General features: G+C 58.0%; 26 protein-coding genes and 1 pseudogene. 14 read left to right on the top strand and 13 right to left on the bottom strand.

The genetic code is table 11. The annotated features are described in order from the left end of the window. Positions 1-2 precede the first annotated feature (2 nt). The 5 genes and pseudogenes from AB4Z43_RS05230 to AB4Z43_RS05210 all read left to right on the top strand — a co-directional run bounded on the left by AB4Z43_RS05230 (position 3) and on the right by AB4Z43_RS05210 (position 4280). Positions 3-254 carry a GlsB/YeaQ/YmgE family stress response membrane protein gene (locus tag AB4Z43_RS05230; RefSeq protein ID WP_025583718.1) on the top strand — a complete coding sequence of 84 codons (252 nt, stop codon included), beginning with the start codon at positions 3-5 and terminating at the stop codon, positions 252-254. Positions 255-665: 411 nt separating this feature from the next. Continuing rightward, a complete protein-coding gene (locus tag AB4Z43_RS05225) occupies positions 666-1142 on the top strand; it encodes a YciE/YciF ferroxidase family protein (RefSeq protein ID WP_441936284.1) in 477 nt (158 codons plus the stop codon). 614 nt (positions 1143-1756) lie between these two features. Beyond that, positions 1757-2305 (top strand): annotated as a pseudogene (locus tag AB4Z43_RS05220) (OmpA family protein); the annotation flags it as partial. A 365-nt stretch (positions 2306-2670) separates the two neighbouring features. Next, positions 2671-3525: a PRC-barrel domain-containing protein gene (locus AB4Z43_RS05215; RefSeq protein ID WP_441936282.1), complete on the top strand. Its 855-nt coding sequence runs from the start codon at positions 2671-2673 to the stop codon at positions 3523-3525. A 137-nt stretch (positions 3526-3662) separates the two neighbouring features. After that, a complete protein-coding gene (locus AB4Z43_RS05210) occupies positions 3663-4280 on the top strand; it encodes a DUF2062 domain-containing protein (protein WP_441936280.1) in 618 nt (205 codons plus the stop codon). Positions 4281-4784: 504 nt separating this feature from the next. On the opposite strand, the gene AB4Z43_RS05205 is transcribed toward AB4Z43_RS05210, so the two are convergent. Next, positions 4785-4973 carry a DUF3606 domain-containing protein gene (locus AB4Z43_RS05205; RefSeq protein WP_441936278.1) on the bottom strand — a complete coding sequence of 63 codons (189 nt, stop codon included), beginning with the start codon at positions 4971-4973 and terminating at the stop codon, positions 4785-4787. 128 nt (positions 4974-5101) lie between these two features. Here AB4Z43_RS05205 and AB4Z43_RS05200 point away from each other — a divergent pair, with 128 nt between their 5' ends. Then, positions 5102-5962 carry an ATP-dependent DNA ligase gene (locus tag AB4Z43_RS05200; protein WP_441936276.1) on the top strand — a complete coding sequence of 287 codons (861 nt, stop codon included), beginning with the start codon at positions 5102-5104 and terminating at the stop codon, positions 5960-5962. Then, positions 5959-6162: a hypothetical protein gene (locus AB4Z43_RS05195; protein ID WP_441936274.1), complete on the top strand. Its 204-nt coding sequence runs from the start codon at positions 5959-5961 to the stop codon at positions 6160-6162. Before AB4Z43_RS05200 ends, AB4Z43_RS05195 begins: the two co-directional genes overlap by 4 nt. Before the next feature lie 451 nt (positions 6163-6613). On the opposite strand, the gene AB4Z43_RS05190 is transcribed toward AB4Z43_RS05195, so the two are convergent. Continuing rightward, complete coding sequence (locus tag AB4Z43_RS05190; RefSeq protein WP_441936272.1) at positions 6614-6871, bottom strand: helix-turn-helix domain-containing protein; 258 nt, start codon at positions 6869-6871, stop codon at positions 6614-6616. A 392-nt stretch (positions 6872-7263) separates the two neighbouring features. On the opposite strand from AB4Z43_RS05190, the gene AB4Z43_RS05185 reads away from it, so the two are divergent. Then, a complete protein-coding gene (locus AB4Z43_RS05185; RefSeq protein WP_441936270.1) occupies positions 7264-7545 on the top strand; it encodes a hypothetical protein in 282 nt (93 codons plus the stop codon). A 227-nt stretch (positions 7546-7772) separates the two neighbouring features. Beyond that, on the top strand, positions 7773-8222 hold the full coding sequence (locus AB4Z43_RS05180; protein WP_441936268.1) for a hypothetical protein: 450 nt from the start codon (positions 7773-7775) through the stop codon (positions 8220-8222). A gap of 140 nt (positions 8223-8362) precedes the next feature. Here AB4Z43_RS05180 and AB4Z43_RS05175 read toward each other — a convergent pair whose 3' ends face one another. The 5 genes from AB4Z43_RS05175 to AB4Z43_RS05155 form a co-directional block, all read right to left on the bottom strand. Further along, positions 8363-8602 carry a hypothetical protein gene (locus tag AB4Z43_RS05175; protein WP_441936267.1) on the bottom strand — a complete coding sequence of 80 codons (240 nt, stop codon included), beginning with the start codon at positions 8600-8602 and terminating at the stop codon, positions 8363-8365. A 677-nt stretch (positions 8603-9279) separates the two neighbouring features. Then, a complete protein-coding gene (locus AB4Z43_RS05170; RefSeq protein WP_441936265.1) occupies positions 9280-9792 on the bottom strand; it encodes a hypothetical protein in 513 nt (170 codons plus the stop codon). Between the two features lie 637 nt (positions 9793-10429). After that, positions 10430-10633, bottom strand: a complete 204-nt coding sequence (locus AB4Z43_RS05165) for a CsbD family protein (RefSeq protein WP_441936263.1) — start codon at positions 10631-10633, stop codon at positions 10430-10432. 380 nt (positions 10634-11013) lie between these two features. Then, entirely contained in the window at positions 11014-12459 is a 1446-nt protein-coding gene (locus tag AB4Z43_RS05160) for a site-specific DNA-methyltransferase (protein WP_441936261.1), read from the bottom strand. A 224-nt stretch (positions 12460-12683) separates the two neighbouring features. Then, complete coding sequence (locus AB4Z43_RS05155; RefSeq protein WP_441936259.1) at positions 12684-13133, bottom strand: DUF5681 domain-containing protein; 450 nt, start codon at positions 13131-13133, stop codon at positions 12684-12686. A gap of 915 nt (positions 13134-14048) precedes the next feature. Here AB4Z43_RS05155 and AB4Z43_RS05150 point away from each other — a divergent pair. Then, on the top strand, positions 14049-14324 hold the full coding sequence (locus tag AB4Z43_RS05150) for a DUF6538 domain-containing protein (protein WP_441936257.1): 276 nt from the start codon (positions 14049-14051) through the stop codon (positions 14322-14324). Here the strand turns inward: AB4Z43_RS05150 and AB4Z43_RS05145 are convergent. The 5 genes from AB4Z43_RS05145 to AB4Z43_RS05125 form a co-directional block, all read right to left on the bottom strand. Continuing rightward, positions 14319-14567 (bottom strand): DUF982 domain-containing protein, encoded by a 249-nt coding sequence (locus AB4Z43_RS05145; RefSeq protein ID WP_081295965.1) that lies wholly within the window; start codon positions 14565-14567, stop codon positions 14319-14321. The two genes, AB4Z43_RS05150 and AB4Z43_RS05145, sit on opposite strands and share 6 nt — an antisense overlap. Before the next feature lie 25 nt (positions 14568-14592). Continuing rightward, positions 14593-14913 (bottom strand): DUF982 domain-containing protein, encoded by a 321-nt coding sequence (locus AB4Z43_RS05140; RefSeq protein WP_441937061.1) that lies wholly within the window; start codon positions 14911-14913, stop codon positions 14593-14595. 84 nt (positions 14914-14997) lie between these two features. Beyond that, positions 14998-15228, bottom strand: coding sequence for a hypothetical protein (locus AB4Z43_RS05135; protein ID WP_441936255.1), 231 nt, complete (start codon positions 15226-15228; stop codon positions 14998-15000). Between the two features lie 58 nt (positions 15229-15286). After that, on the bottom strand, positions 15287-16915 hold the full coding sequence (gene groL, locus AB4Z43_RS05130; protein ID WP_441936253.1) for a chaperonin GroEL: 1629 nt from the start codon (positions 16913-16915) through the stop codon (positions 15287-15289). A 55-nt stretch (positions 16916-16970) separates the two neighbouring features. Next, the gene (locus AB4Z43_RS05125) at positions 16971-17285 is read right to left on the bottom strand and encodes a co-chaperone GroES (protein WP_441936251.1); all 315 of its coding nucleotides are present in this window, start codon (positions 17283-17285) and stop codon (positions 16971-16973) included. A 340-nt stretch (positions 17286-17625) separates the two neighbouring features. Between AB4Z43_RS05125 and AB4Z43_RS05120 the strand changes: the two genes are divergently transcribed. The 4 genes from AB4Z43_RS05120 (at position 17626) to AB4Z43_RS05105 (ending at position 19535) form a co-directional block, all read left to right on the top strand. Further along, positions 17626-17970: a hypothetical protein gene (locus AB4Z43_RS05120; protein WP_020628966.1), complete on the top strand. Its 345-nt coding sequence runs from the start codon at positions 17626-17628 to the stop codon at positions 17968-17970. Between the two features lie 23 nt (positions 17971-17993). Next, positions 17994-18263 (top strand): usg protein, encoded by a 270-nt coding sequence (locus AB4Z43_RS05115; protein ID WP_019859963.1) that lies wholly within the window; start codon positions 17994-17996, stop codon positions 18261-18263. A gap of 223 nt (positions 18264-18486) precedes the next feature. Beyond that, positions 18487-18795, top strand: coding sequence for a DUF982 domain-containing protein (locus tag AB4Z43_RS05110; RefSeq protein ID WP_441936249.1), 309 nt, complete (start codon positions 18487-18489; stop codon positions 18793-18795). 518 nt (positions 18796-19313) lie between these two features. Further along, positions 19314-19535 carry a hypothetical protein gene (locus AB4Z43_RS05105; RefSeq protein ID WP_064982205.1) on the top strand — a complete coding sequence of 74 codons (222 nt, stop codon included), beginning with the start codon at positions 19314-19316 and terminating at the stop codon, positions 19533-19535. A gap of 243 nt (positions 19536-19778) precedes the next feature. Here the strand turns inward: AB4Z43_RS05105 and AB4Z43_RS05100 are convergent, their stop codons facing one another. Next, positions 19779-20030: a hypothetical protein gene (locus AB4Z43_RS05100; RefSeq protein WP_120145507.1), complete on the bottom strand. Its 252-nt coding sequence runs from the start codon at positions 20028-20030 to the stop codon at positions 19779-19781. Positions 20031-20055 lie beyond the last annotated feature (25 nt).

Below are 20055 nucleotides of genomic sequence, written 5' to 3'. Positions count from 1 at the left end.
CTATGGAAAATCCAGGTGTCGGGTGGATAGCGGCTATCGTCATCGGCGGTATCGCCGGCTGGCTCGCCGAGATGTTCATGAAAAGCAATATGGGCGTGCTCATGAACATCATTCTGGGGATCGTTGGCGCCATCGTTGCCAACGTCCTTCTCGGTCTGCTGGGCGTATCGTTGGCCGGCTGGCTTGGCTATCTTGTCGCCGGCTTCATCGGTGCATGCATTTTAATTGCCGTGGCCCGAATGATCAGACGCTGAACCAATAATCGAGCTTGCCCGTTCTTACTCGTGATTGAGGCGCGTGGTCCTGCGGATCACGCGTTTTTCACAACGCTCTTGCGACGCTCAATCCCTCGGGTTGAGGCCGACTTCGCAGTCCTCCTGAGCTGTCCGAGCCAGCTTTTTAAGCCCCTCCTGTAGCTCGCTCGCGCAGGGCCAAGTCTCACCTTGGTGGAGTTGTTGTGCTGGTTGCGGTACACCCGCGAGCGCAGCGCTGACCGCATTTATGTTTGCTAGGTCTTCGCCGCTGACCACGCGGTCAGCTTTCGCGATTCTCCTATAAGCCAGCATGACACCTAGGCAAGACGTGCCAACGCCAAGTGAAAGGCACGGAACCTTTCGCCTCGCCCGCTCTTTCACTCGAAGCCAATTCGGGCACGGAGCATTGTAATGAAAACTCTAGCCGATATTTTCGAGCATACCCTGCAAGACATGTATTACGCGGAGAACGCGATTACCAAGGCCTTGCCGAAGGTGGCTGCGGCCGTGAAGGACGCCAAGCTAAAGAAAGCGGCCGAGGACCATCTCGAGGAGACGAAGGGACAAATCAAGAAGCTCGAGCAGGTGTTCAAGTCGATAGGCAAGAAGGCGTCTGGCGAGAAGTGCGACGCGATAGAGGGCCTCATCAAGGAAGCTGACGGACTGATGGAGGAAGCGTCAGGAACCGCCCTCGATTCCGGCCTGCTAGCGGCTTGTCAGACAGTCGAGCACTATGAGATCTCCCGGTACGGCTCGCTGCGGGAATGGGCAAAGGATCTTGGGCATGATGAGGCGCACAAGTTGCTCAGCGAGATCCTCGACCAGGAAAAAGCCACCAACAACAAGCTGACGAACCTTGCGGTTACGTCGATTAACAGGACAAATTGATCCCCCGGCGAGCCGCCTGGAGGCGCACGGGCCAATACCGTACTGAACGGCGGACCAAGGGGTGAACCCGCGTTGAGACGCCCTTTTAAGCCACAGCTAGGAAGGCGGCCACCGGTCATGGCGGCCGCCTCGGTTTTTAGACGTGGTGCGGACTCCGCTTCCTCGAAGGCGCAGACTCAATGCCGTCCTCCATGAGAGCATGTCGAAATTTTTTTATGGCCACCCTTGGCATCGACGGAAAGCGCATTCTGAGGTTCTCTACCAACCGACATCACATCTTCAACGTTCGTTGACACGCGCCGGTTGATTCCGGCTACCACCGACCAAACTGCCCGCTCACACCCGGCGGGTTTTTTGTTGTGTTAGCGGAACTGCATATAAGGCCATCGGTTGATCACACAGCAGCACTGCTGCTGGCCAAGGTCCGCATAACTTGGCCGGGCCCGCGTCCTGCCTTGGTCGCGGGCCCGCATCGCAGGCTGCGCGCTGTCACCGGTGACGTAGGGCACTCCTACGGTCTCCGTTCTAGCAAGGCACCAAGAAGACTCAGGGGCAATCAGCGGGCGGCTTCGGCAAGGCGCGTTTTGCGGGGGTTTCCTCCGAATAATCTGCACTTGCCACCGATGCGGCTCAACATCCCTCGCAAGCAATACATCTTGGAGTCCGATCTGGTAGAGGATGCTGGGGATTATTACACCTTCCTCGAGCAACCGCCGGTGGAAAAGGTCCAGCGCCTCTACTCGGTCGACGAGGTCAAGCGCTCGGCGCGTGTGCGCGACATCGCCCGGCGTGTGGATCTGGACACGCTGAATTTCGAGTCCGGCTCGGCGACGATCTCGGGCAGCGAAGTCAAAAAGCTGCAGGGCGTTGCGGACGCAATGGAGCGGCTATTGAAGAAGAACCCGGCGGAAACATTCTTGATCGAAGGCCACACTGATGCCGTCGGTAGCGACAATGCAAACCTCGCCTTGTCCGACCAGCGAGCCGAGGCAGTTGCCGAGGCCCTTACCAACGCCTTTGGCATCGCGCCAGAGAACTTGACGACTCAAGGCTACGGCGAGCGCTATCTTAAGGTGAACACGACGGGGTCCGAACGACAGAACCGCCGCGTCGCCATTCGCCGCATCACGCCGCTTGTGGCGCCTGTCGCCAGTTCCAACTGACCGAGACATCTCGCGATCCGGTAAATCTCACCGGATCGCGAGAACCTCACCAGCCCAATACCAATGGCCCGGCCTTCGCTGTTGAGCGATGAAACATGTCTTTCAGACCCCGCGGGCTGCCGTGTGGTTTTTAGCCGACTGCTCGCGCCGAGTGCGGTTCGGCATCTTCCAGCAGCACCGCCGTGCAAGCTCGAAAAAATGCGCGATCGCAGCAGTTTAGCCTCTCAGGCGCCTTCTAAATTCCAAGGGGAACTTCGCATCGTGCGGCCCGTTGTGAGATGGCAAACTGTGCCGCGCTCAGCCTCCCTGCAACGGTTCGGCCGAACGCGGCGTGCATCAACACTTAACGCACAAGGAAACGTACCATGATCAACAAACTTTTGGCTACCACCGCACTAGCAACCCTCTTGTCGTCTGGCCTGTGGGTATCAGGGGCCGCGGCTGAAGATGTCACCAAACCTGCCGCCGCTACGACCACCGCGGCGACCGCGCCGGCGGCCGTTGCAGACGGCAGCCTCGTTACCAAGATCATTGGCGCCGACGTCTACGACAGTGCCGCTGACGACGCCGCGAAGATCGGTGATGTCAAAGATATCGTCCTCTCCAAGGACGGCAAAGCCAAGTACATCATCATTGGCGTGGGCGGGTTCCTGGGCATTGGTGAAAAGAACGTCGCTTACGATTTCAGCAAGGCCGAATGGGTCGAGAAGAAGGGTGAACGCTGGCTGGTCGCCAAGACGAGCAAGGAAGACCTCACCGCGCAGCCCGATTTTGACCTGAAGGCTTACGACACGACGGCTTCGAATGCCGCCGCCTCGGCCAACAACGAACCTGCGGCTACAACGACCGACAACACAGCAACAGCTGCTATCGACAAGGCGTCGCTGACCGAGCTGCCTGTGGACAAGATCAGCACCAATGACTTTGTCGGCACCACCGTCTATGGCGCTGATGATGCGAAGGTCGGCGAGATTGGCGACGTGGTTCTAAGCACAGACAAGAAGGTTGATGCCGTGATCGTCGACGTCGGCGGCTTCCTCGGCATGGGCGAAAAACAGGTGGCCGTGGGCCTCGAGAAGCTGAAGTTCATGACCGACAAGGACGGCAATCGCTATCTCTACACCAATTTCACCAAAGACCAGCTTGAGGCGCAGACCGCTTATGACAAGGGCACCTATGCCCAGAACCGTGACAAACAGCGGATTGTTATCAGTCAATAGTTGGAAATGGCCCGCGCCCTAACCGGCGTGGGCCGTCCACCAGGGTGGTACCTGAAGAGCGGCACAGGTTGCGTTTGTTTTGAAAGACACGACATCAATCGGTTCAACTTCAGACAGCGTTGTAAGGGAGCAAGAGAGTGCTCTTTAGACGCCGAAATCCTGACCGTCTCTTCGAGCGCTTACGCACTTATATGTGGCCGCGCCGCTCTTTCTCACGCTCGCTTCAATATTTCTCCAAGCGGATTCTGCGCCTGAATGCCACTCCACACGCAGTAGCGGCTGGGGTAGCGGCTGGGGTTTTCTCGTCGTTCTTTCCGATAGGATCCCATTTCGCCATTGCCGCCTTTGTGTGCTGGCTGATCGCGGGGAACATGGTGGCGGGAGGTTTAGGAACATTTGTCTTTGGCAATCCCCTGACCTTCCCACTTGTTGTGGGAGCGTCCTGGGAGACCGGCAATATCATCTTGAACAACCACCTGCGAAATCACGGCCCGCCCGCCCATGTGAGTGAGATGTTGCAAACCCTTTCAATTTCGCAACTGTGGGAACCGGTGCTAAAGCCGATGCTGTTCGGCGCGGTGCCACTAGGGCTGATTTTTGGCCTGTTGTTTTACGGTATCACGCGCTACGGCATGACAGTCTTCCGCGAACAGAGGCGCAAGCGACTGGCCGAAAAGGGGAGCCGGGCCCTTCAGCAGGAAGACATCGCGTTATCGCCCCCTCTGCCTGTTCGACACCGCCGTTCTGGCGGATGAAGTGCGACGGGGGCCTTTTCTTGCAGTGGGACTTGGACGCAGCGATTCCCACTGCTGCCAAGGTCCCGCAAGACTTGGCGGGACCGCGTCCCGCCTTGGTCGCGGGCCCCGCATCTCGGCCTGAGCGTGCGCCTCTTGCGCACCTGTTGGTATGGCTATTCAAGAGGATCCGCGAGGAACGATGCGCAATCAGGTCGTCGCCGTCGCGCGTAGAAAGGAAAACATTGGGTGACCTTTCTAGCTAAGGCCGGGCGGAGGAGCTTTAAGTTTGGTCATTTTGCGAAATCCCCGCCGACGGTTCTTCAAGACTGAATTCGTGCGTAATTCTCGCATCCTCATCGACCACACGAAACCAGTGCTCCTGAAGGGCTCTGGGTGACACTCGTCGGCCCGTGACTTTTTGTACTGCCGATAACGGATCATCGGCGCTCGTGGCCAGAGCGGACACACACTCAGCTCCACGCCATTCTTCTACTTGGTACTCCGGCATATTGCGCTTCTCCGCTACCTGTTCCCGAGAGCCTTTGCCTCGCGCTCCAGAGTGTCGCGGTGGTTTCCGTACTTTGCTATGAGCTGGCGTACGTCCGGGATGCTGAGGCCAAATTTGCTCGCGAGGTAGCCGACCTCGTACTCTTCGTCTCCAGCGACCTGACTGCGATCCCTGTTGTCTGTTTTGCTCTTGTCGTCCGCCATGATGCGCCTCCGGTTTTCTGAATCCGCAACGTCACGCTGGCCGTTTTGTTGCAATCGGCCGCCGATTTCCGACTTGGAACCATTTTAGCTCAAGCTTATTGAATCGCCGGGGTTGTGGGTGATAGTTCATGCGTTTGAAGTTTATCGATCCTTTGTTGCCGACCTTGGTAGACACGCCTCCCGAAGGCGACGACTGGATTCACGAAGTCAAATTCGACGGCTATCGATCGCAGATCATCATCGACGAAAAAGGCACACGGGTCTTCACTCGCCGTGGCCTCGACTGGACGGCGAAATATCGCGACATAGCCAAAGCCGCCGGCGAACTCGATGAGGTGCAAAGCGCCATCATCGACGGCGAGATATTGGTTCTAAATGATGCTGGGCTGTCCGACTTCGCAGCGTTGCGCAAGGCGATCACCCAGCGGCAGCATGATCTGTATTTTATCGCCTTCGACCTACTCCACCTCAACGGCCACGATTTGCGAGACATGCTGCTGGAGGACCGGCGCGAGATATTGGCCGCAATGATCAAAGAGGGTCGCCGCATCCAATTCAGCCAGTCCCTCCCAGGCGATGCTGTGGCAATATTCCATCTTGTCGATCAGGCCGGACTTGAAGGAATGGTTTCGAAGCGCAGGGACAGCGTTTACCGGAGCGGGCAATCGAGCAATTGGTTGAAAGCGAAGTGTTACACCATCGGCGAATACGACCTGCTCGGCGTCGAGCGCGAGCCCGGCCAACCGGCCTTTGCCCTAATGGCCGAGCGCGGCACCGGTCGCTATGTCGGCTCTGCCTTCATCAACTCCAGCCGGGAAATCCGCGACCGGCTCTGGAAGCGCGTCCAGGAGCACGCCGGGCCGGCGCCGAAGGGCATGAAGCGGCCGGCCACCCAATGGGTAAAGCCGGGCCTGATCGGCCGGGTAAAGCACCTGCGGGGTGAGGCAGACTTACGGCACGCTTCCCTTCAGGATTTTCGGGAGGAATGAGCAGGCGAGGCAGCGATTTTCTCTACCATTGGGTATCGGACCATTTACCCGACGATCCGATCGCTGACCCGGTCCTGCTGATGATAGATATGGTTGTGGACGCAAAACGGGCAGCGGAAATCCAAGGCATTCCGGGCCAAGAGATCGACGAAGAAATCGGCGCAATGTTCCAAGAACTTATGCATCCGGAACGTAAGTGATCGTCAAAGGTTTGTGCTGACGGCAGGCGCAGTTCCCTCAAATTCGCCTGCTGCAGGTCCAGCCCAAAAAGCAGGATCGACCCGCCGCTGCCGTGAATGGGGCGGCGGGTTCTTGGGCAGTCAGGGATTAGCGGAACCTAATTTGCTGCCGCAACTTTAGCTCCCATGAACGAAGAGCCGAATCCTAAAAAGCTCGTCCCCGACCCTAAGCCGCGGCGGGAGGCCAGCAAAGGGGTGTTGGTAGCTGCCGGAACTCTATTCCTTGCCTCCGTCGCTCTGCTCGTTTTTTGGTTCCTTCGATAAGCAATCGCGGCATCGACTTCCTCGAGATCCGATAGAACCCTGGGGAAGGCGACCCGACATCCCCGCTATGCTGGCTTCTGCCGCAACGGCTCCGTTTCGCTCGGTCGGCAGTATTTCGTCACGATCTGGACCGTGGAGGCATCGACTGTCAGGCGTCGAGGCCGCTATCACCTTCAGACTTGGCCAGCGATGGAGGACCTTCTGCGGTGAATACAATGCCGGCGTCCTCAAACGCCTGGCGCACAGCCTCGATGTTGTGGGGCCGCGGTTTCCTAACGCCGTTCTCAAAATCGCTGATCGTCATTTCGCTAAGATTGGCCTTTGCGCCAAGTCGGACTCGCGACCAGTTCAGTAGGGATCGCGCTGCCCTTAATTCATCTGCTGAGAGCTGTTTGCGGCTGTTCATGAGCACTCAACATTCGATATGGCTAATATGTTCCCGGTGACCTTTCTTCTCGCCGGTCGATTGGCAGCCGCTGCCGTAGGTCCAGCGCGAACTCATCTATTCTTGGGGGAGCGGTTCAGAACCGCAGGCCACAGCGAGCCGCCGGAGCGCATCCGACGCTTCGCCGGAGTAGGAAGGGCGGTAGCACAGAACGCGCGTTGGGCAAGTACCCATGACCTTGGGGATTCAAGCCGCCGGAACATCTGAGCGTCTCGACCGTTCGTTTGCGTCGGGTCACATCAACCCCCCGGCATCTTCTGGACCCGCCGCTGCCGTGAATGGAGCGGCGGGTTTTGGGGACCGTATGGCGGGCCGGTCGGCCGGATCGTGGACTGGAAGACGGGCAAGTGCGGATGAAAATGACAGAACGGCGGATTGCAATCAAGGAAGGGTATGCAAACGACGAGAGCCCGAAAGCGATAGCCACACGGCTTAGGTGTAGCGTGGCTTCTGTCAAGGCTACGGCCAGCCAGTTGGGCATCACCCGCACCCAGAAAGCCGCGTCAGACTTTCGGCGTGGCTTCGCAGTCCCGGCAGAGATGCTGGCGCATTACAAGAAACTGATGGCCAACAGATTCAGCGCGAAAGAAAGTGGAAAGCTGCTGGGGTTGGCACAGGGTGAAATGAAGAGATAGATCGTCAATTCTTGGAAAGCCCCCAAGCCAAGGTACAAGTCCGATCTCGAGCGCGCCAAGGGCGGGTGCGGGAGCCGCAGACTAATAATCGTGGTTCACGCAAAATAGGGTTAGACGCAAGCTCGGTCGCTGGGCTGCTAGGGGCGCACTCTCGATCCGGTCCTAGGGTTCTGGTAATATAATTAGTTGCTAATGGAACGGAATCGCGGGGCTGCCCTTTTCCCGCCATGGTACGTTTTCTGCTGAGCCTCGTTCCGGTCCTATTTTACAGCACGCTTCTTCAGGCCCAAGCGTGGCAGCAGTTCGGTGTCAGGCAGTTCGGCTTCACATTCGATGTGCCGCCGGGTTTTGTGCTGACACAGCGTTCGGACCAGGGCGCGGCTTTTCAAGGTCCAAACGATGCGTTCCTTGCTGTCTGGGGTGCCAGACTCGGGAACGCCAGTTTCCCCGCCGAGATCGAGCACCGCATGATTGAGGACGAAAAGGTTGGTTGGAAGCTGACTTATCGGCGCGTCACCCCGAGGTGGGCCAGTTACTCGGGCATTATGAATGGCCAGATTCGATATGTCCGCGCTATCGCGATATGCAGCGACCGTGCCGCACTCTTCACCATAAATTACAGCAGGTCGGAAAAAGTCCCGTATGACCCGGTTGTGTGCGGATGGTGCGATCCCTGAAAGCGAAAGGTTGCTAAGTTTTAGGGATGGTGTTCAAAAACGCAGCCTCCAGGCACAGCGGCGCAAAGAGACACACGGGCCCGCATACGGTGCTCACAACGGCGGGCAAGGTTGAACGCGCGCTGGCGCTCGTCAGGTAGTCAGCAGTCTGACTTTTGAGAGCCTTCGCCGAGCGAGTTTGTGGGCCCATCTGCGAAATGGTTGCCAAAGGCTTCGGTGACGAATGCCAGGGTCATCAAGTCGATCAAAAAATCGTCGATCGCGCGCGAGACTATATTTGACCGCCCCTCAATCTGAAGCATCGAAGCTCGCGCCTCTTCCAGAGCGGCGGATGGATCGCCCGCATCCAGTAACGCTTCAAGCCTATCAAATACCTGCACCTTAAACCCCCTTTGTCCGCGCGCACCCACAACGCGGCGGCCTGAATAAATTTCCGTGTCGGAAGGAAAAAAGATTTGCCGTAGCCACGTGACGGTGGCGGGCTTTTTTGCATGAGACCGGAACGTCTTTCCACCTGAGAGGGTTAGGCTCTGCCAGCGCGTTCTTTCAGCGGTCCGTGCTGGCGACCAAAAGATGCCCAAACATCATGGTCAGGCCCGCGCCGCCTTCGCACGAGGCGAGCGCGGGCATTCCGCTGCCATCACCAAAAAACCCGCCGACCAAAGTCAGCGGGTTACTCGGCTGGATTCCAAGATGGCCCCCGCCAACGAACCCGGAGCCGAGCGCTCTGGAGCGGCCGACGCCGTAGTCTGGTTTCTAATCTATGCAGGCGCGGGAGACTTAGTTTGCAACCTTTGCCCATGTCGTGGGTTGTAATTGCGGCGGTCGATTCCTCAGCCCGGAATTTAGCCGCTCCCATTGAAAAGCCCGCTGCAGCCCCTCCGCAGCGGGCTTTTTCTGTCCGGATTCACATATGTGATTTGGCCGCGCCTTAAGAAGGCGGAAGATCGCTTGTCGCCCGCCTCTAAATGGCAAACGGGCGCTTGGTAGCCACCTCAGGTGCTCCCGCCAAAATGCGGGGGCATTTATGGCACAAACTCACTTATGCGAGTCCGTTTCAGCCTTCGATTGCGATGTGATCCGCAAGGCGTTCAAAGCCTGGGTCATAGAAGACCACATCCCAGAACATAGATGGGGTGACAGCGCCGCGCTGATGGTGCGGTCGATGACTGGTCAGGATGAGGTCGACCCCGGAATGCTCGAACGGATCGTGCGGAACTGTACGCACCAAGATGCCGCCCTTATGACGCAGGGGAAACGCATCAGCGGAACCTAATAAACGCCGCGAGCTTATTTTCTTATGAGCGCACGCGGCATCAACTTCCTCGATAAATGGATGGCAGAGCACCTGCCGAATGCCTTCACCGATGATCCGGCGGCCATTACCGATCTMGCCGACCAGGCGATGACGGCAGCCGACAAGGAAGGCATAGCGGCCGACGAAATCAGCGAGGAGGTCGGAAGCGTTTTCGAGGTCATCCTCGAGGCAATGCGGAACCGTGCCGGCGGCGAGGGTGCTTGACCGTGCCAAAGTCCAAAAGGTTCTGGATCGCTGCCGGGATTCTGGCAACGCTTGTCATCGTTGCTCTTGTGCTGTCGATGTCCCTGGCCGCGCTCTCACCCAGCTGATGAATTCGCCGCAAGCAACGGTCACACATCATTTAGGACTTAGACAGGGCGAACTCTTGGTGGGTAAGAAGGCAAAACGCAGAGAAGAACCAATCGACCGCGAAAGAGTGGCCGAGGCTGACTTCTACGCTCGCAGATGCGGCCTCACTCGCGAGGAAGCCTTGAGGTTTCTCAAAGAGGCCAGCCCGTCAAAGGCCGGCTCTCAACCGGCTGGCAAAGGCAAGAGGCGCTAGCCAGCAGCAGGAGGCTCTGTAGGGCCAGTCAGCCACGGGATGAACGGCGCCCGCTAGTCTCGATCGACTAACAGGTCCGGACCTCACGAAGCGGTTGGTAGTGGGAGCGGCCGACGATGCTCTTGTGCAGCGCCTCTGAGCCGCCAGAAAGCGCTCGATTTCAGCCTGCGCTAGCTGCTTTGATGGTATGGTTCTGGCCATTGGCGATCTCCGCTGAAGGGGTTCGCCGCAACGAGGACTATAATCCTATATGGCCGAACGGATGGCAAGCGGGTCAACCGCGCCGTTATGAAAGGGCGCCTATCAAGCGCCCGTTCAAAATCCAGCTTTTGAATTTGACCCGATCTACCACCCTTGCGTCGAATACCAGTCATCGATGTCTCGCCGGACCCGGTCCTTCTCGATGCCGTATCTCTCCTGGATCTTTCCTTCAAGCTGATCGCGCTTGCCGGCGATGCGGTCCAAATCGTCGTCAGTTAGCTTGCCCCACTGTTCCTTGACCTTGCCCTTGACCTGCTTCCAGTTACCTTCAACGCGGTTCCAATCCATGGCCTTGGCCTCCTTGGTTGCACAGCAGTTAAAACGTCTGCAGCCCGGCTAGGTTCCGGTGGGAGATTGTGGTCTGAAGGAACATTAGTTGTCGCTAAATGTTGAGCCGTGCGGCAGGTGGTGCCCTCCATCGCCTGCCGAAGATCGGGCCTCCGATCGGCCCGCGTTTCTTTCCGCAACGTAAGAGGCGCGGGCTTTCAAACGTAACGTGGGGGCCGCTATTGGGCTCAGGAATCCCGAAAACGGACGTTCCGCTTTTGGCGCAAAACAAGCCACTGTCATCGTTGCGTCAGATTAAGTTTCACCAAAGGCGAGGGGAACCCAGTCTATCTACTGACTTCACACTGGTATGTCATCCGCTGACGCGAACCTCCGAGCCGCTACTCTGTCAAGCTAATTTCACCCGCGGACTTGCCTTTGAAGGTTGTCATGTCACTCATTCGGCATTCTGTCTCTGCGAACGTCTGGCCGGTTTCCGCATGAATTGCACGACGTTTCGTCAGCTTTTGCCAACGGCGGATCGCGACATCCACATAGAGTGGGTCAAGCTCGATTCCGTAGGCGATTCTGCCGACCTTCTCGGCAGCAATAATGGTAGTGCCGGATCCGCAGAATGCGTCCAGAACACTCTCTCCATGAGCGGTGCAATCCTTGATGGCGTCGGCGACCATAGCCCAAGGTTTTACGGTCGGATGGGCAAGCAAATCGTCTGCGCGTCCCCGTCGGAAGGTGTTGACCCCAGCGTAGGTCCAGAGCGTTGTCCTGTAGCGCCCGTAGCGTCCAAGCTGGATGTTGTTCAGATGGGGGACCGAATCGTCGCCGTTTTTGAAAACGTGCACGAACTCGGTCTGCTGCCTATAAAGGCTGCCCATGCCTGCATTGGTCTTTGCCCAGGTGCACGTCGTCTTTAGGCGCAAACCAGCTGTGCGTGCCGCGGTTAAGAGCTCAAAAGTGTGGAGCGCGTCCATACAAGAATAATGGAGCGAACCGGGCAAAGAGTGAGCCTTGGTCAATGCCAGGTAGGGCAACAGAAAAGCCGTAAATCCGGCTTCGTCCATTTCGCCGGAAGCCATTTCGAATTCCCGGTGCTGAGCCTTGCCGAGACCACTGACATGGCCCTGAATTTTCACGTTGTAGGGAGGGTCGCTCCAAACGGCCCGTACCTTTGCCCCTTGAAGCAAACGGCCGTAGCTTGCTTCCTCCAGGGACGAACCGCAAAACAGTCGGTGGTTCCCTAGTATCCACACATCTCCCAACTTCGAAACAGCGGGACCTTCGGCGAGCGCGACGATCTCATCGGCTGGGTCTTGTTTGGGCGCCTCCTCCAATATGTCTATGCGGGCGTCGACCTCGCCGATTTCGAAACTGGTCAACTCGATGATTTCCGGATCCTCGATCGAAAGCACCAGATGCTTCAACTCCACCGCGAGCGCCTCGTCGTCCCAACTGCTCAATTCTGCCAGCCGATTGTCGGCAATTCGGAAGGCCTTGATCTGGTCTGGCGACAGATGGCTGATGCGAATGATCGGGACATGGGTCATGCCAATATGCTTGGCGGCGAGCAAACGGCCGTGTCCGGCGATGATTTCGTTCTTGTCGTCGATCAACAGCGGAACCTGCATACCAACCTTTCGGATTATCGCGGCCAGTTTTGTGATCTGGGCCTGGCCGTGGTTACGGGCATTTCCTGCATAGGGTGTGAGCGCATCGATCGCGAGGTGTTCAATTGCAGTTGCAAGTTTCGTCACTGGTTCGAGGACACCCGGAAGCGGGGCCTGGACTGACCGTGTCCGTTTGCGAGGGGGGATCTGGTCGAGCGTTGTCATTGGGTGGCCTCCGGCGGTTCGTCCGCGGGCACTCACCGCTGGGACATTGTTGGTGGGAACAACGAATGGGATGACATCGAATTCTGAATGGCAGTGATCAAAAGCATGGACTGACTGTACAGGGCGCCGTTGCTGCTGACTGGGCGTCGAGCCCTAGACGACTACAGGTCGTCGTCTAGGACTTGTTGGCCAGCGAAATTCTTCGGCTTCCAGCGGGACACCAATCATTCATCGAGTGGGAATTTCACTTGTCCGGCGTCAGCAGCGCCGCCGAATGAAACCACCTCGCGCATGAACTCCTCCATGAGCGCAGCGAGCATTTCGGCTTCCTCTTGTCCGGGCATCTTCTCCTTTTCGGAGTCGGCGTTCGGCCCTTGGATAGACATGATCAGTTGCATGGTCTGGATGATCAGCTTCAGGTCAGGCTTCTTGACCAAGTTGCTAAAGGCGGCTCGGGCTCCAACCTGAAGTATGGGCATCTTTCGCGTCCGGCCATTTTCCTGCACCGTTATCAGACGGTTGGCTTCTTCCTGGATCATGGCCAGCGTGTTTTTGGATCGCTTTGGTCGGCCCCTAGGATTTGCGCGTTGCCCCTTCTTGAAGCAGCCCGATCGGGGCGGTTTGCCGTAGCCGACATCGTAAGATGCGGGTCGGGCGATGTCGTCACTAGACATGATTCTATTCCTTGTTGCGATGTGATGCAGGCGTTGGATACTTACGCTTTTGGCGATGGCCTCGGCGCAAACTGGCTATCCCGTTGTCGAGCACTAGCGCAAGGAAAATCGTAATGAAATCAGTTGACTAAGGGAAGATCTTCTGCCACCGAGCGAGTTTTTTATGAGCGTTTGAACAACCGACGGTCAAGGATTGCAGCACACTGCAACGCAAGGTCAGCGCGCCCTTGCAGTCATCGAAACACCAGCAATCGAACCCGTTGAAAAGGGTAGGCTATTTCCGCTTTCGGACAAAGGTTCGCCAGCCGACCACGCCATGAAACAGCTCTCGCTCTGGTTCGCGAAATCGTCCCCAAACGAGGAATTCCGCCTGGAGTGTTTACAAATAGAACGTATGTACACACCGCAATAATATTCATTTTCTCGCCGAAATACTGAATATTGTGGACGTTTTGTCGCACCCACCGCAGAAAATATGAAGCGGATTAGGCCAAATTGGAGCTGTAGACTCCTAATACATGGCCATTACTGCAAATTTCAGCACTCGCTTGGCGAATCAGATGATCTGAGTTCTGCAAGTCCGAGAGAAGCCTCGGGCCCCAAATTCCCATGGCGTTAAACTATTTCCACAGTTCGGAAGGAAGTTTCCGCAGTTCCTGGCGCGCCGCGCATTCCACATAAGCTATTGATTTTATTAGGTGGAAAGCCATTAACCAAGAAGAAGAGGGGAGAAAACGGCTCAAAATTCCCAGTTTTGGCCGGAAAACTGGGAATTTGGGCGGAGACGGGTTCGCTCCAGACTGCCTCCACCACCATCGTCCTCTAGACCCACTGAAAATCCTCAATCTCCTGTTTTCAAAGCGCTTTCTGCCCTGTATTGTTCCAACATCGGCTCCAACATTTGGGTGGTTTTGGGTGGCAAAAGTCGCTGGTCTGATACGAAAGAAGAGCGCCTATTTTTACGTGCGCAGAATACCCGAAGAGGTCCGTTCGCTCTTGGGCGGCAAGCAACAGGTAACCCGCAGCCTCAACACCACGGACTTTCGTGTCGCTTCCGACAGGGCGAGAAGGGTGGCAGCGGAAACGGACAAGATTTTCGCGGATGCGCGTCTGGGCAAAGCGCCAAGCGCGGCGGCAAGCCGTGGCGTCACGCGCGAACAGCTTTTCGATGCCGCCCGGCTGCACCTATGAGGCCTGGACCAAACCTGCACGACGGGCCGCTTTCAAAAATGCCCTTCTTGCTTGTTGCGGAGCCCGCCATCCGTCCAAGGAGTCGCGGCAAGTGCGGCAGGCAGCTCGATAGCTTGGTCCTCTCGCCCATTCTGGCCATTGGTCATGAAGGCACTCAAGTGCTTCCCAACTGCTGGCAACCACCCGCTCCCTTGAGGGTCTCACGCGCAGTCTCACTGGTTCGGAAAATCGAATATCCCTCATAGCTTTCTCCGTTCCCACGGACCGATTACATCGACTTGTTGTAGAGGCCTGTCGAAGCGGCTCCGAAAGCGCCGACCGCCTTGGCCGCGACGATGTCGCCTGCGTCCGGTACAAGCAGATCCATGCGGCGGGCGAAGGCAATAAAAGTGCTGCGAGCGGTTTCGGCATCCACCTCGCCGGCGAGGGCTGCCCGACAGGCATTGAGCGCCACGCCATGAGCAGGGTTTCGCTTCGATGGCGGCCATTCATCCAGCAGGACAAAGGCGTCTTTTACGCTTTGAATGTTGGTCGGAAACCCAAGACCCACGAGCACCCTCACGGGATGCTGAAATTGATTGTGTTCCATGCTTTCCTCCGTTTCACGTGATTGGCTCAGTCGATCGGAAGCCGTTCCCACGGCGCGTGCGCGATAGATTGCGTGCGTCGCGCCTTAGCCTGTCGAACTCCCGTTTCCAGGAGGGCCTTTGCTGTCGGTAAGATTCCGCGCAGCCAGAAACATCACCGTGTATGCCGCTTTGCGCCGGTCCCAACCCGCGGCCTCTGCTCTGTCGAGCAACTCGACCAGTATCGGGTCAAGCGCAACCTTCAGCTCTGCTTCGTAGTTCAGATCGGTGGCCGCACGCGACGGCGGGGGGATTACGTTCAAGTTCATCACGTTCATGGCTCTACCCATTTGTCAGGGTGTCCGCGCCCACCGGGCGCGGACACAGCCGTTACCATCAGAAGTCCATGCCACCAGCCGGCATTGCCGGAACGGCGGGTTCCTTCTTCGGCTTCTCGGCAACCATTGCTTCCGTCGTTACCAGCAGGCCGGCAACCGATGCCGCATCCTGGAGTGCGGTCCGCACCACCTTCACCGGATCGATGACGCCCTCGTTGTAGAGGTCGCCGAAGGCGTTGGTTTGCGCGTTCCAGCCCCAGCCGAACTCCGGTTTCTCACGCAGCTTGCCGACGATGATCGAGCCTTCCGCGCCGGCGTTCTCGGCGATCTGGCGCACGGGCGCCTCGATCGCGCGGCGCACGATCTCGATACCGTGTTTCTGGTCCTCATTCTCGGCCTGCACGCCGTCCAGTGCCTTGGCGGCGCGCAGAAGCGCCACGCCGCCACCTGGCAACACACCTTCCTCGACCGCAGCGCGCGTCGCATGCATGGCATCGTCGACGCGATCCTTGCGTTCCTTTACCTCGACCTCGGTCGAGCCGCCGACTCGGATGACGGCGACGCCGCCGGCGAGCTTTGCCAGCCGCTCCTGCAGCTTTTCCTTGTCGTAGTCGGAGGTGGTCTCCTCGATCTGCGCCTTGATCTGACTGACGCGGCCCTGGATCTCGTCCTTCGAACCGGCGCCGTCGACGATGGTAGTGTTCTCCTTCTCGATCGACACCTTCCTGGCGCGGCCCAGCATGTTGAGCGTGACATTCTCAAGCTTGATGCCGAGATCTTCCGAGATCGCGGTGCCGCCGGTTAGGATGGCAATGTCCTCCAGCATCGCCTTGCGGCGGTCGCCGAAGCCGGGCGCCTTGACGGCGGCGACTTTGAGGCCACCGCGCAGCTTGTTGACGACCAGCGTCGCCAACGCCTCGCCCTCGACATCCTCGGCGATGATCAGCAGCGGTTTGGACGACTGCACAACAGCCTCCAGCACCGGAAGCAGCGCCTGCAGATTGGACAGCTTCTTCTCGTGGATCAGCACATAGGGCTCTTCCAGCTCCACGCGCATCTTGTCCTGGTTGGTGATGAAGTAGGGGCTGAGGTAGCCACGGTCGAACTGCATGCCTTCGACGACTTCCAGCTCAGTTTCCGCGGTTTTCGCTTCCTCGACGGTGATGACGCCCTCATTGCCGACCTTCTGCATCGCTTCCGCAAGGAAGCGGCCGATCTCGGCATCGCCATTGGCCGAGATGGTGCCAACCTGGGCGATCTCATCATTTCTGGTCACCTTGCGGGCGTTGGTCTTCAACTCCTGGACAATCGCCTCGACGGCCTTGTCGATGCCTCGCTTCAGGTCCATCGGGTTCATCTCCGAGGCAACGGCCTTGGCGCCTTCCTTGACGATCGCCTGCGCGAGAACGGTCGCGGTCGTGGTGCCGTCCCCGGCGATGTCGTTGGTCTTCGAAGCGACTTCGCGGACCATCTGCGCGCCCATGTTCTCGAACTTGTCCTCAAGCTCGATTTCCTTGGCGACGGTGACGCCGTCCTTGGTGATGCGCGGGGCGCCGAACGACTTGTCGATGACGACGTTGCGGCCCTTGGGGCCGAGCGTCACCTTCACCGCGTCGGCGAGGATGTTGACGCCGCGCAGCATGCGCTCACGGGCGTCGGAATGAAATTTCACTTCCTTGGCAGCCATTGGATCACTCCTTCAATAGGCAGCTTCATTGACTGGATTGCGGTTGAAGCCTCGGTCAGGCGGCCTTCTTGACCGCCGCGATCTGCTCGATCACGCCCATCACGTCGCTTTCCTTCATGATCAGCAGGTCCTCGCCGTTGAGCTTGATCTCGGTGCCGGACCATTTGCCGAACAAGATGCGGTCGCCGGCCTTGACATCGAGCGGCGTGAGCTTGCCGCTCTCGTCGCGCGCACCCGGGCCGACGGCGATGACTTCGCCCTCCTGCGGCTTCTCCTTGGCAGTGTCGGGGATGATGATACCGCCGGCCGTCTTCTCGTCGGCCTCGATGCGGCGAACCAGGATACGATCGTGCAATGGACGGAACGTCATGTCGTTCTCCTTCAGGACAAACAGATTTTTGAGGTTCCTCCACACCGGACCGGCAATATCGGACCGGTGCAGGGCGTCGCGACCCCTTTCACAGGCATCGCGCGCATATCGAGCTAGTTTTGGAATTTTCGAGTTTCAAGGGCTCGCCAGAAAAATTTTGGCGCTCTGCATTCGAGAGTGCTAGGGACATGAATTCATGAAGCTATTTTTTCTGGGACGCGCGATTTCAGGTCTTGAAATTCGACCCGAACTCATCGAAATTTTTTGCGGTTGGAGTCCCGAAAGGGATCACTGCAACACCAACGGTGCCAAGGAGATTGTCAGGAAACGGAGACCATCGATGGAACGAACCTTGTCGAAAATGCCCTTGATCGCCCCTGAGGCCTCTGATCCTTCGCTTGACCGCCTGCTGTTTCCGGCGCGGCACTTTAATCACCCCGATGAGGTGGTGGACGACCGCACGCTCGACACTCAGGAAAAGCGCGCCATTCTTGCCTCATGGGCATCGGATGCGTGCGCTGTCGAATCAATGCCCGCGCTGCGAAAGCCACCGGGTGCTCCTTGCCCGGTGACGTTCGACGCCGTCATGGATGCACTTCGCCGACTGGACGATAGTCGCGCCGAGCTTGCCAGTGACTTCAAGGAACGGCGGGACCGAGAACGCCCGCAAAACCTTGACGCCTGAATGCAACAAGGAAGGAGAGACGCATGGTCAGCAGGGAATTCCGGCTGCAGATGGAGGGCTACGGTCTCACAACCGCGGAGATCCACTACCATCTCCCCGATCATCCAAGCCTTTTGCAGCTCTACGTTTGGCAGGAATACGATCTCGCACCGGAATTCCCCACTCTGAAAGGGTTTCTGAATTACTGGGAGCGCGAACTCGAAGGCGCGCTCCATTCCGTGCGCGTTGCCCATCACCGCTTGATCCGGCCTTCCGAATGGCAGGCGGTAGACGGCATTTTTACCATTCAATAGCCGGCGCCCAATAGTGGCGACCAGCGCCACCCGTCCGGCTGCCGACACCCCTTGAACCCAAAAGAGGTCTTTCCAATCTCTTTCTATGTCGAGCGCAGCTTGGCGGATGTCGGGCAGAATTCCGTCTTGTTTGCTATGGCGTCCAAGCTCGTCGACTTGCCGGATCCTTGCCACGCAGAGGCGAGGCAGGATCGGTTGCCACACTGTTTGAAGGGAGGTCACCATGGAAGATGGAATGTTCAAACAGGCGATCTTCGTACGAGATGATAGCTTCGCTCTCCGAAGGATCGCTTGTGTCATGGATGCGATAGAGTTTCTTGAGGAATGGCCGCTCGAAAGGCGCGGCCTGCTTCACGCAGCGGCGAGTGACACTTGCTACTCCGCATATGATGGTCGAAAGTCCGTCGATGCGGCACACAAGACATTTACGACTTGGGCACGCAGGGTCGGTGTCATTGAGGATGTTCCCGCGGCGCCGCCTTGGATGACAGGGCCCAAGATTGGCGGTGCAGGCCATCGCGCTGACGGTTGATCTCGCGTGCGGCGGCGGTCGTGCCGCGCACCCGATCGATAACGTCAGCGGTGCCACGGGGTGAGGAATCGACCAGGATCCTGGACGATTGTGGGCATCTCCGATCGATAGGGAAGCTGGACATCGAAAGCTGAGCGAACTCGCCAAACTCGTCGGCAGTTTGCCCTTCGCCTCATGAACACGAGCGGAGACTACGCCATTGCCCGATACCTCGCGCTGCGGCGAACCTGTTGACTGTGTGCCAAAGCTGCCCCCGACCAAGGATTAGGAGCTGGTCTTGCGATCGTGCTTGCTGCTGAAGTGCCAGCCGGATCGAGGCAGGCCACTGCTACAGCACGGCAGGGCGACGGATGAAACGCTCCCGTTGAAGCGCATGATGGTTCCGGTCGTTGCCCCAAGGCGTGTCCTCCCTGAGGCCTGCGCGATGCGTCGGGTCTTGATGTCAAAATGGCGCCAAAATCGTTGGCGATCAAAATGCAATGTGCCCTTTTTGGGCTGGCATTGAATGGAGGTTAGCAATGATCCGCAAAGTCGCAATCGCCAGTGCTCTTGTCGCCATTTTCAGCATCCCTGCATTTGCAGCCACGGAGTACTGGGTGGCTAAGGATGCGGCGACCAAGAAGTGTGAGGTGGTGACCAAAAAACCGGACGGCACAAAACTGACCGATGCCGGCAATAAGACGTATACAAGCAAGGCCGATGCCGAAAAGGCATTGAAGGAACTGGCTGCTTGCAAATGAACTGATGGCTAGTGAGGGCCGCTCTGGCCTGCTCCTGGGCGGCCTACACTGTCGGCCAATAGTCGTCTTCGCAGTCTTTCAGGAATAAGGGCTGGTAAGACACTTGCAGCGACGGCCTCGCGAACTGTCATGCCAACGACACACCGTTGTCGGGCGAGGCCGTCCAAATCTGCGAGCATCCTCAAGACCTTAAACGGCGCGCTTGGAATCGTTGGAATAGCGCGGCGATCCATGCATCTCTGATCAACTACCGACGCCCGGATGCGCCCGGGCCGGATCTGCCACGTCGCCTTCGTCATCGGGCTCGATCAGGTCGATTAGCGCTGCCACCCGTGTTCCCGGCAGCGGTCGTCCCTGGCTCATCAACGCCTCGTCACCGAAGGCCCAGGCCCATGCCTCTCTCAACTCCTCAAGCGAGGCACCGGACGCGATGATTTCCGCAATCGTCGCGTTGTCCACGGGTCCGAGAACCGAGACAACGTCTTGGCGTGTCATGGGCATCCTTTTTCCTCCGTTCGAA

It is taken from the genome of Mesorhizobium sp. 2RAF45 (assembly GCF_052115225.1).
Taxonomy (GTDB): Bacteria; Pseudomonadota; Alphaproteobacteria; order Rhizobiales; family Rhizobiaceae; genus Mesorhizobium; species Mesorhizobium jarvisii.
The sequence above is the reverse complement of the archived record's forward strand: the minus strand, read 5'-3'. Positions and strand labels throughout refer to the sequence as shown.

Coding starts and splice junctions, on each gene's coding strand:
- AB4Z43_RS05225 (WP_441936284.1), top strand. CDS start 666: ATGAAAACTCTAGCCGATATTTTCGAGCATACCCTGCAAGACATGTAT.
- AB4Z43_RS05145 (WP_081295965.1), bottom strand. CDS start 14,567: ATGAGGGATATTCGATTTTCCGAACCAGTGAGACTGCGCGTGAGACCC.
- AB4Z43_RS05135 (WP_441936255.1), bottom strand. CDS start 15,228: ATGAACGTGATGAACTTGAACGTAATCCCCCCGCCGTCGCGTGCGGCC.
- AB4Z43_RS05155 (WP_441936259.1), bottom strand. CDS start 13,133: ATGTCTAGTGACGACATCGCCCGACCCGCATCTTACGATGTCGGCTAC.
- AB4Z43_RS05140 (WP_441937061.1), bottom strand. CDS start 14,913: ATGGAACACAATCAATTTCAGCATCCCGTGAGGGTGCTCGTGGGTCTT.
- AB4Z43_RS05195 (WP_441936274.1), top strand. CDS start 5,959: ATGAGCAGGCGAGGCAGCGATTTTCTCTACCATTGGGTATCGGACCAT.
- AB4Z43_RS05100 (WP_120145507.1), bottom strand. CDS start 20,030: ATGACACGCCAAGACGTTGTCTCGGTTCTCGGACCCGTGGACAACGCG.
- AB4Z43_RS05160 (WP_441936261.1), bottom strand. CDS start 12,459: ATGACAACGCTCGACCAGATCCCCCCTCGCAAACGGACACGGTCAGTC.
- AB4Z43_RS05185 (WP_441936270.1), top strand. CDS start 7,264: ATGAAAATGACAGAACGGCGGATTGCAATCAAGGAAGGGTATGCAAAC.
- AB4Z43_RS05200 (WP_441936276.1), top strand. CDS start 5,102: ATGCGTTTGAAGTTTATCGATCCTTTGTTGCCGACCTTGGTAGACACG.
- AB4Z43_RS05215 (WP_441936282.1), top strand. CDS start 2,671: ATGATCAACAAACTTTTGGCTACCACCGCACTAGCAACCCTCTTGTCG.
- AB4Z43_RS05115 (WP_019859963.1), top strand. CDS start 17,994: ATGGTCAGCAGGGAATTCCGGCTGCAGATGGAGGGCTACGGTCTCACA.
- AB4Z43_RS05230 (WP_025583718.1), top strand. CDS start 3: ATGGAAAATCCAGGTGTCGGGTGGATAGCGGCTATCGTCATCGGCGGT.
- AB4Z43_RS05180 (WP_441936268.1), top strand. CDS start 7,773: ATGGTACGTTTTCTGCTGAGCCTCGTTCCGGTCCTATTTTACAGCACG.
- AB4Z43_RS05105 (WP_064982205.1), top strand. CDS start 19,314: ATGATCCGCAAAGTCGCAATCGCCAGTGCTCTTGTCGCCATTTTCAGC.
- AB4Z43_RS05205 (WP_441936278.1), bottom strand. CDS start 4,973: ATGGCGGACGACAAGAGCAAAACAGACAACAGGGATCGCAGTCAGGTC.
- groL (WP_441936253.1), bottom strand. CDS start 16,915: ATGGCTGCCAAGGAAGTGAAATTTCATTCCGACGCCCGTGAGCGCATG.
- AB4Z43_RS05165 (WP_441936263.1), bottom strand. CDS start 10,633: ATGGATTGGAACCGCGTTGAAGGTAACTGGAAGCAGGTCAAGGGCAAG.
- AB4Z43_RS05120 (WP_020628966.1), top strand. CDS start 17,626: ATGGAACGAACCTTGTCGAAAATGCCCTTGATCGCCCCTGAGGCCTCT.
- AB4Z43_RS05190 (WP_441936272.1), bottom strand. CDS start 6,871: ATGAACAGCCGCAAACAGCTCTCAGCAGATGAATTAAGGGCAGCGCGA.
- AB4Z43_RS05110 (WP_441936249.1), top strand. CDS start 18,487: ATGGAAGATGGAATGTTCAAACAGGCGATCTTCGTACGAGATGATAGC.
- AB4Z43_RS05125 (WP_441936251.1), bottom strand. CDS start 17,285: ATGACGTTCCGTCCATTGCACGATCGTATCCTGGTTCGCCGCATCGAG.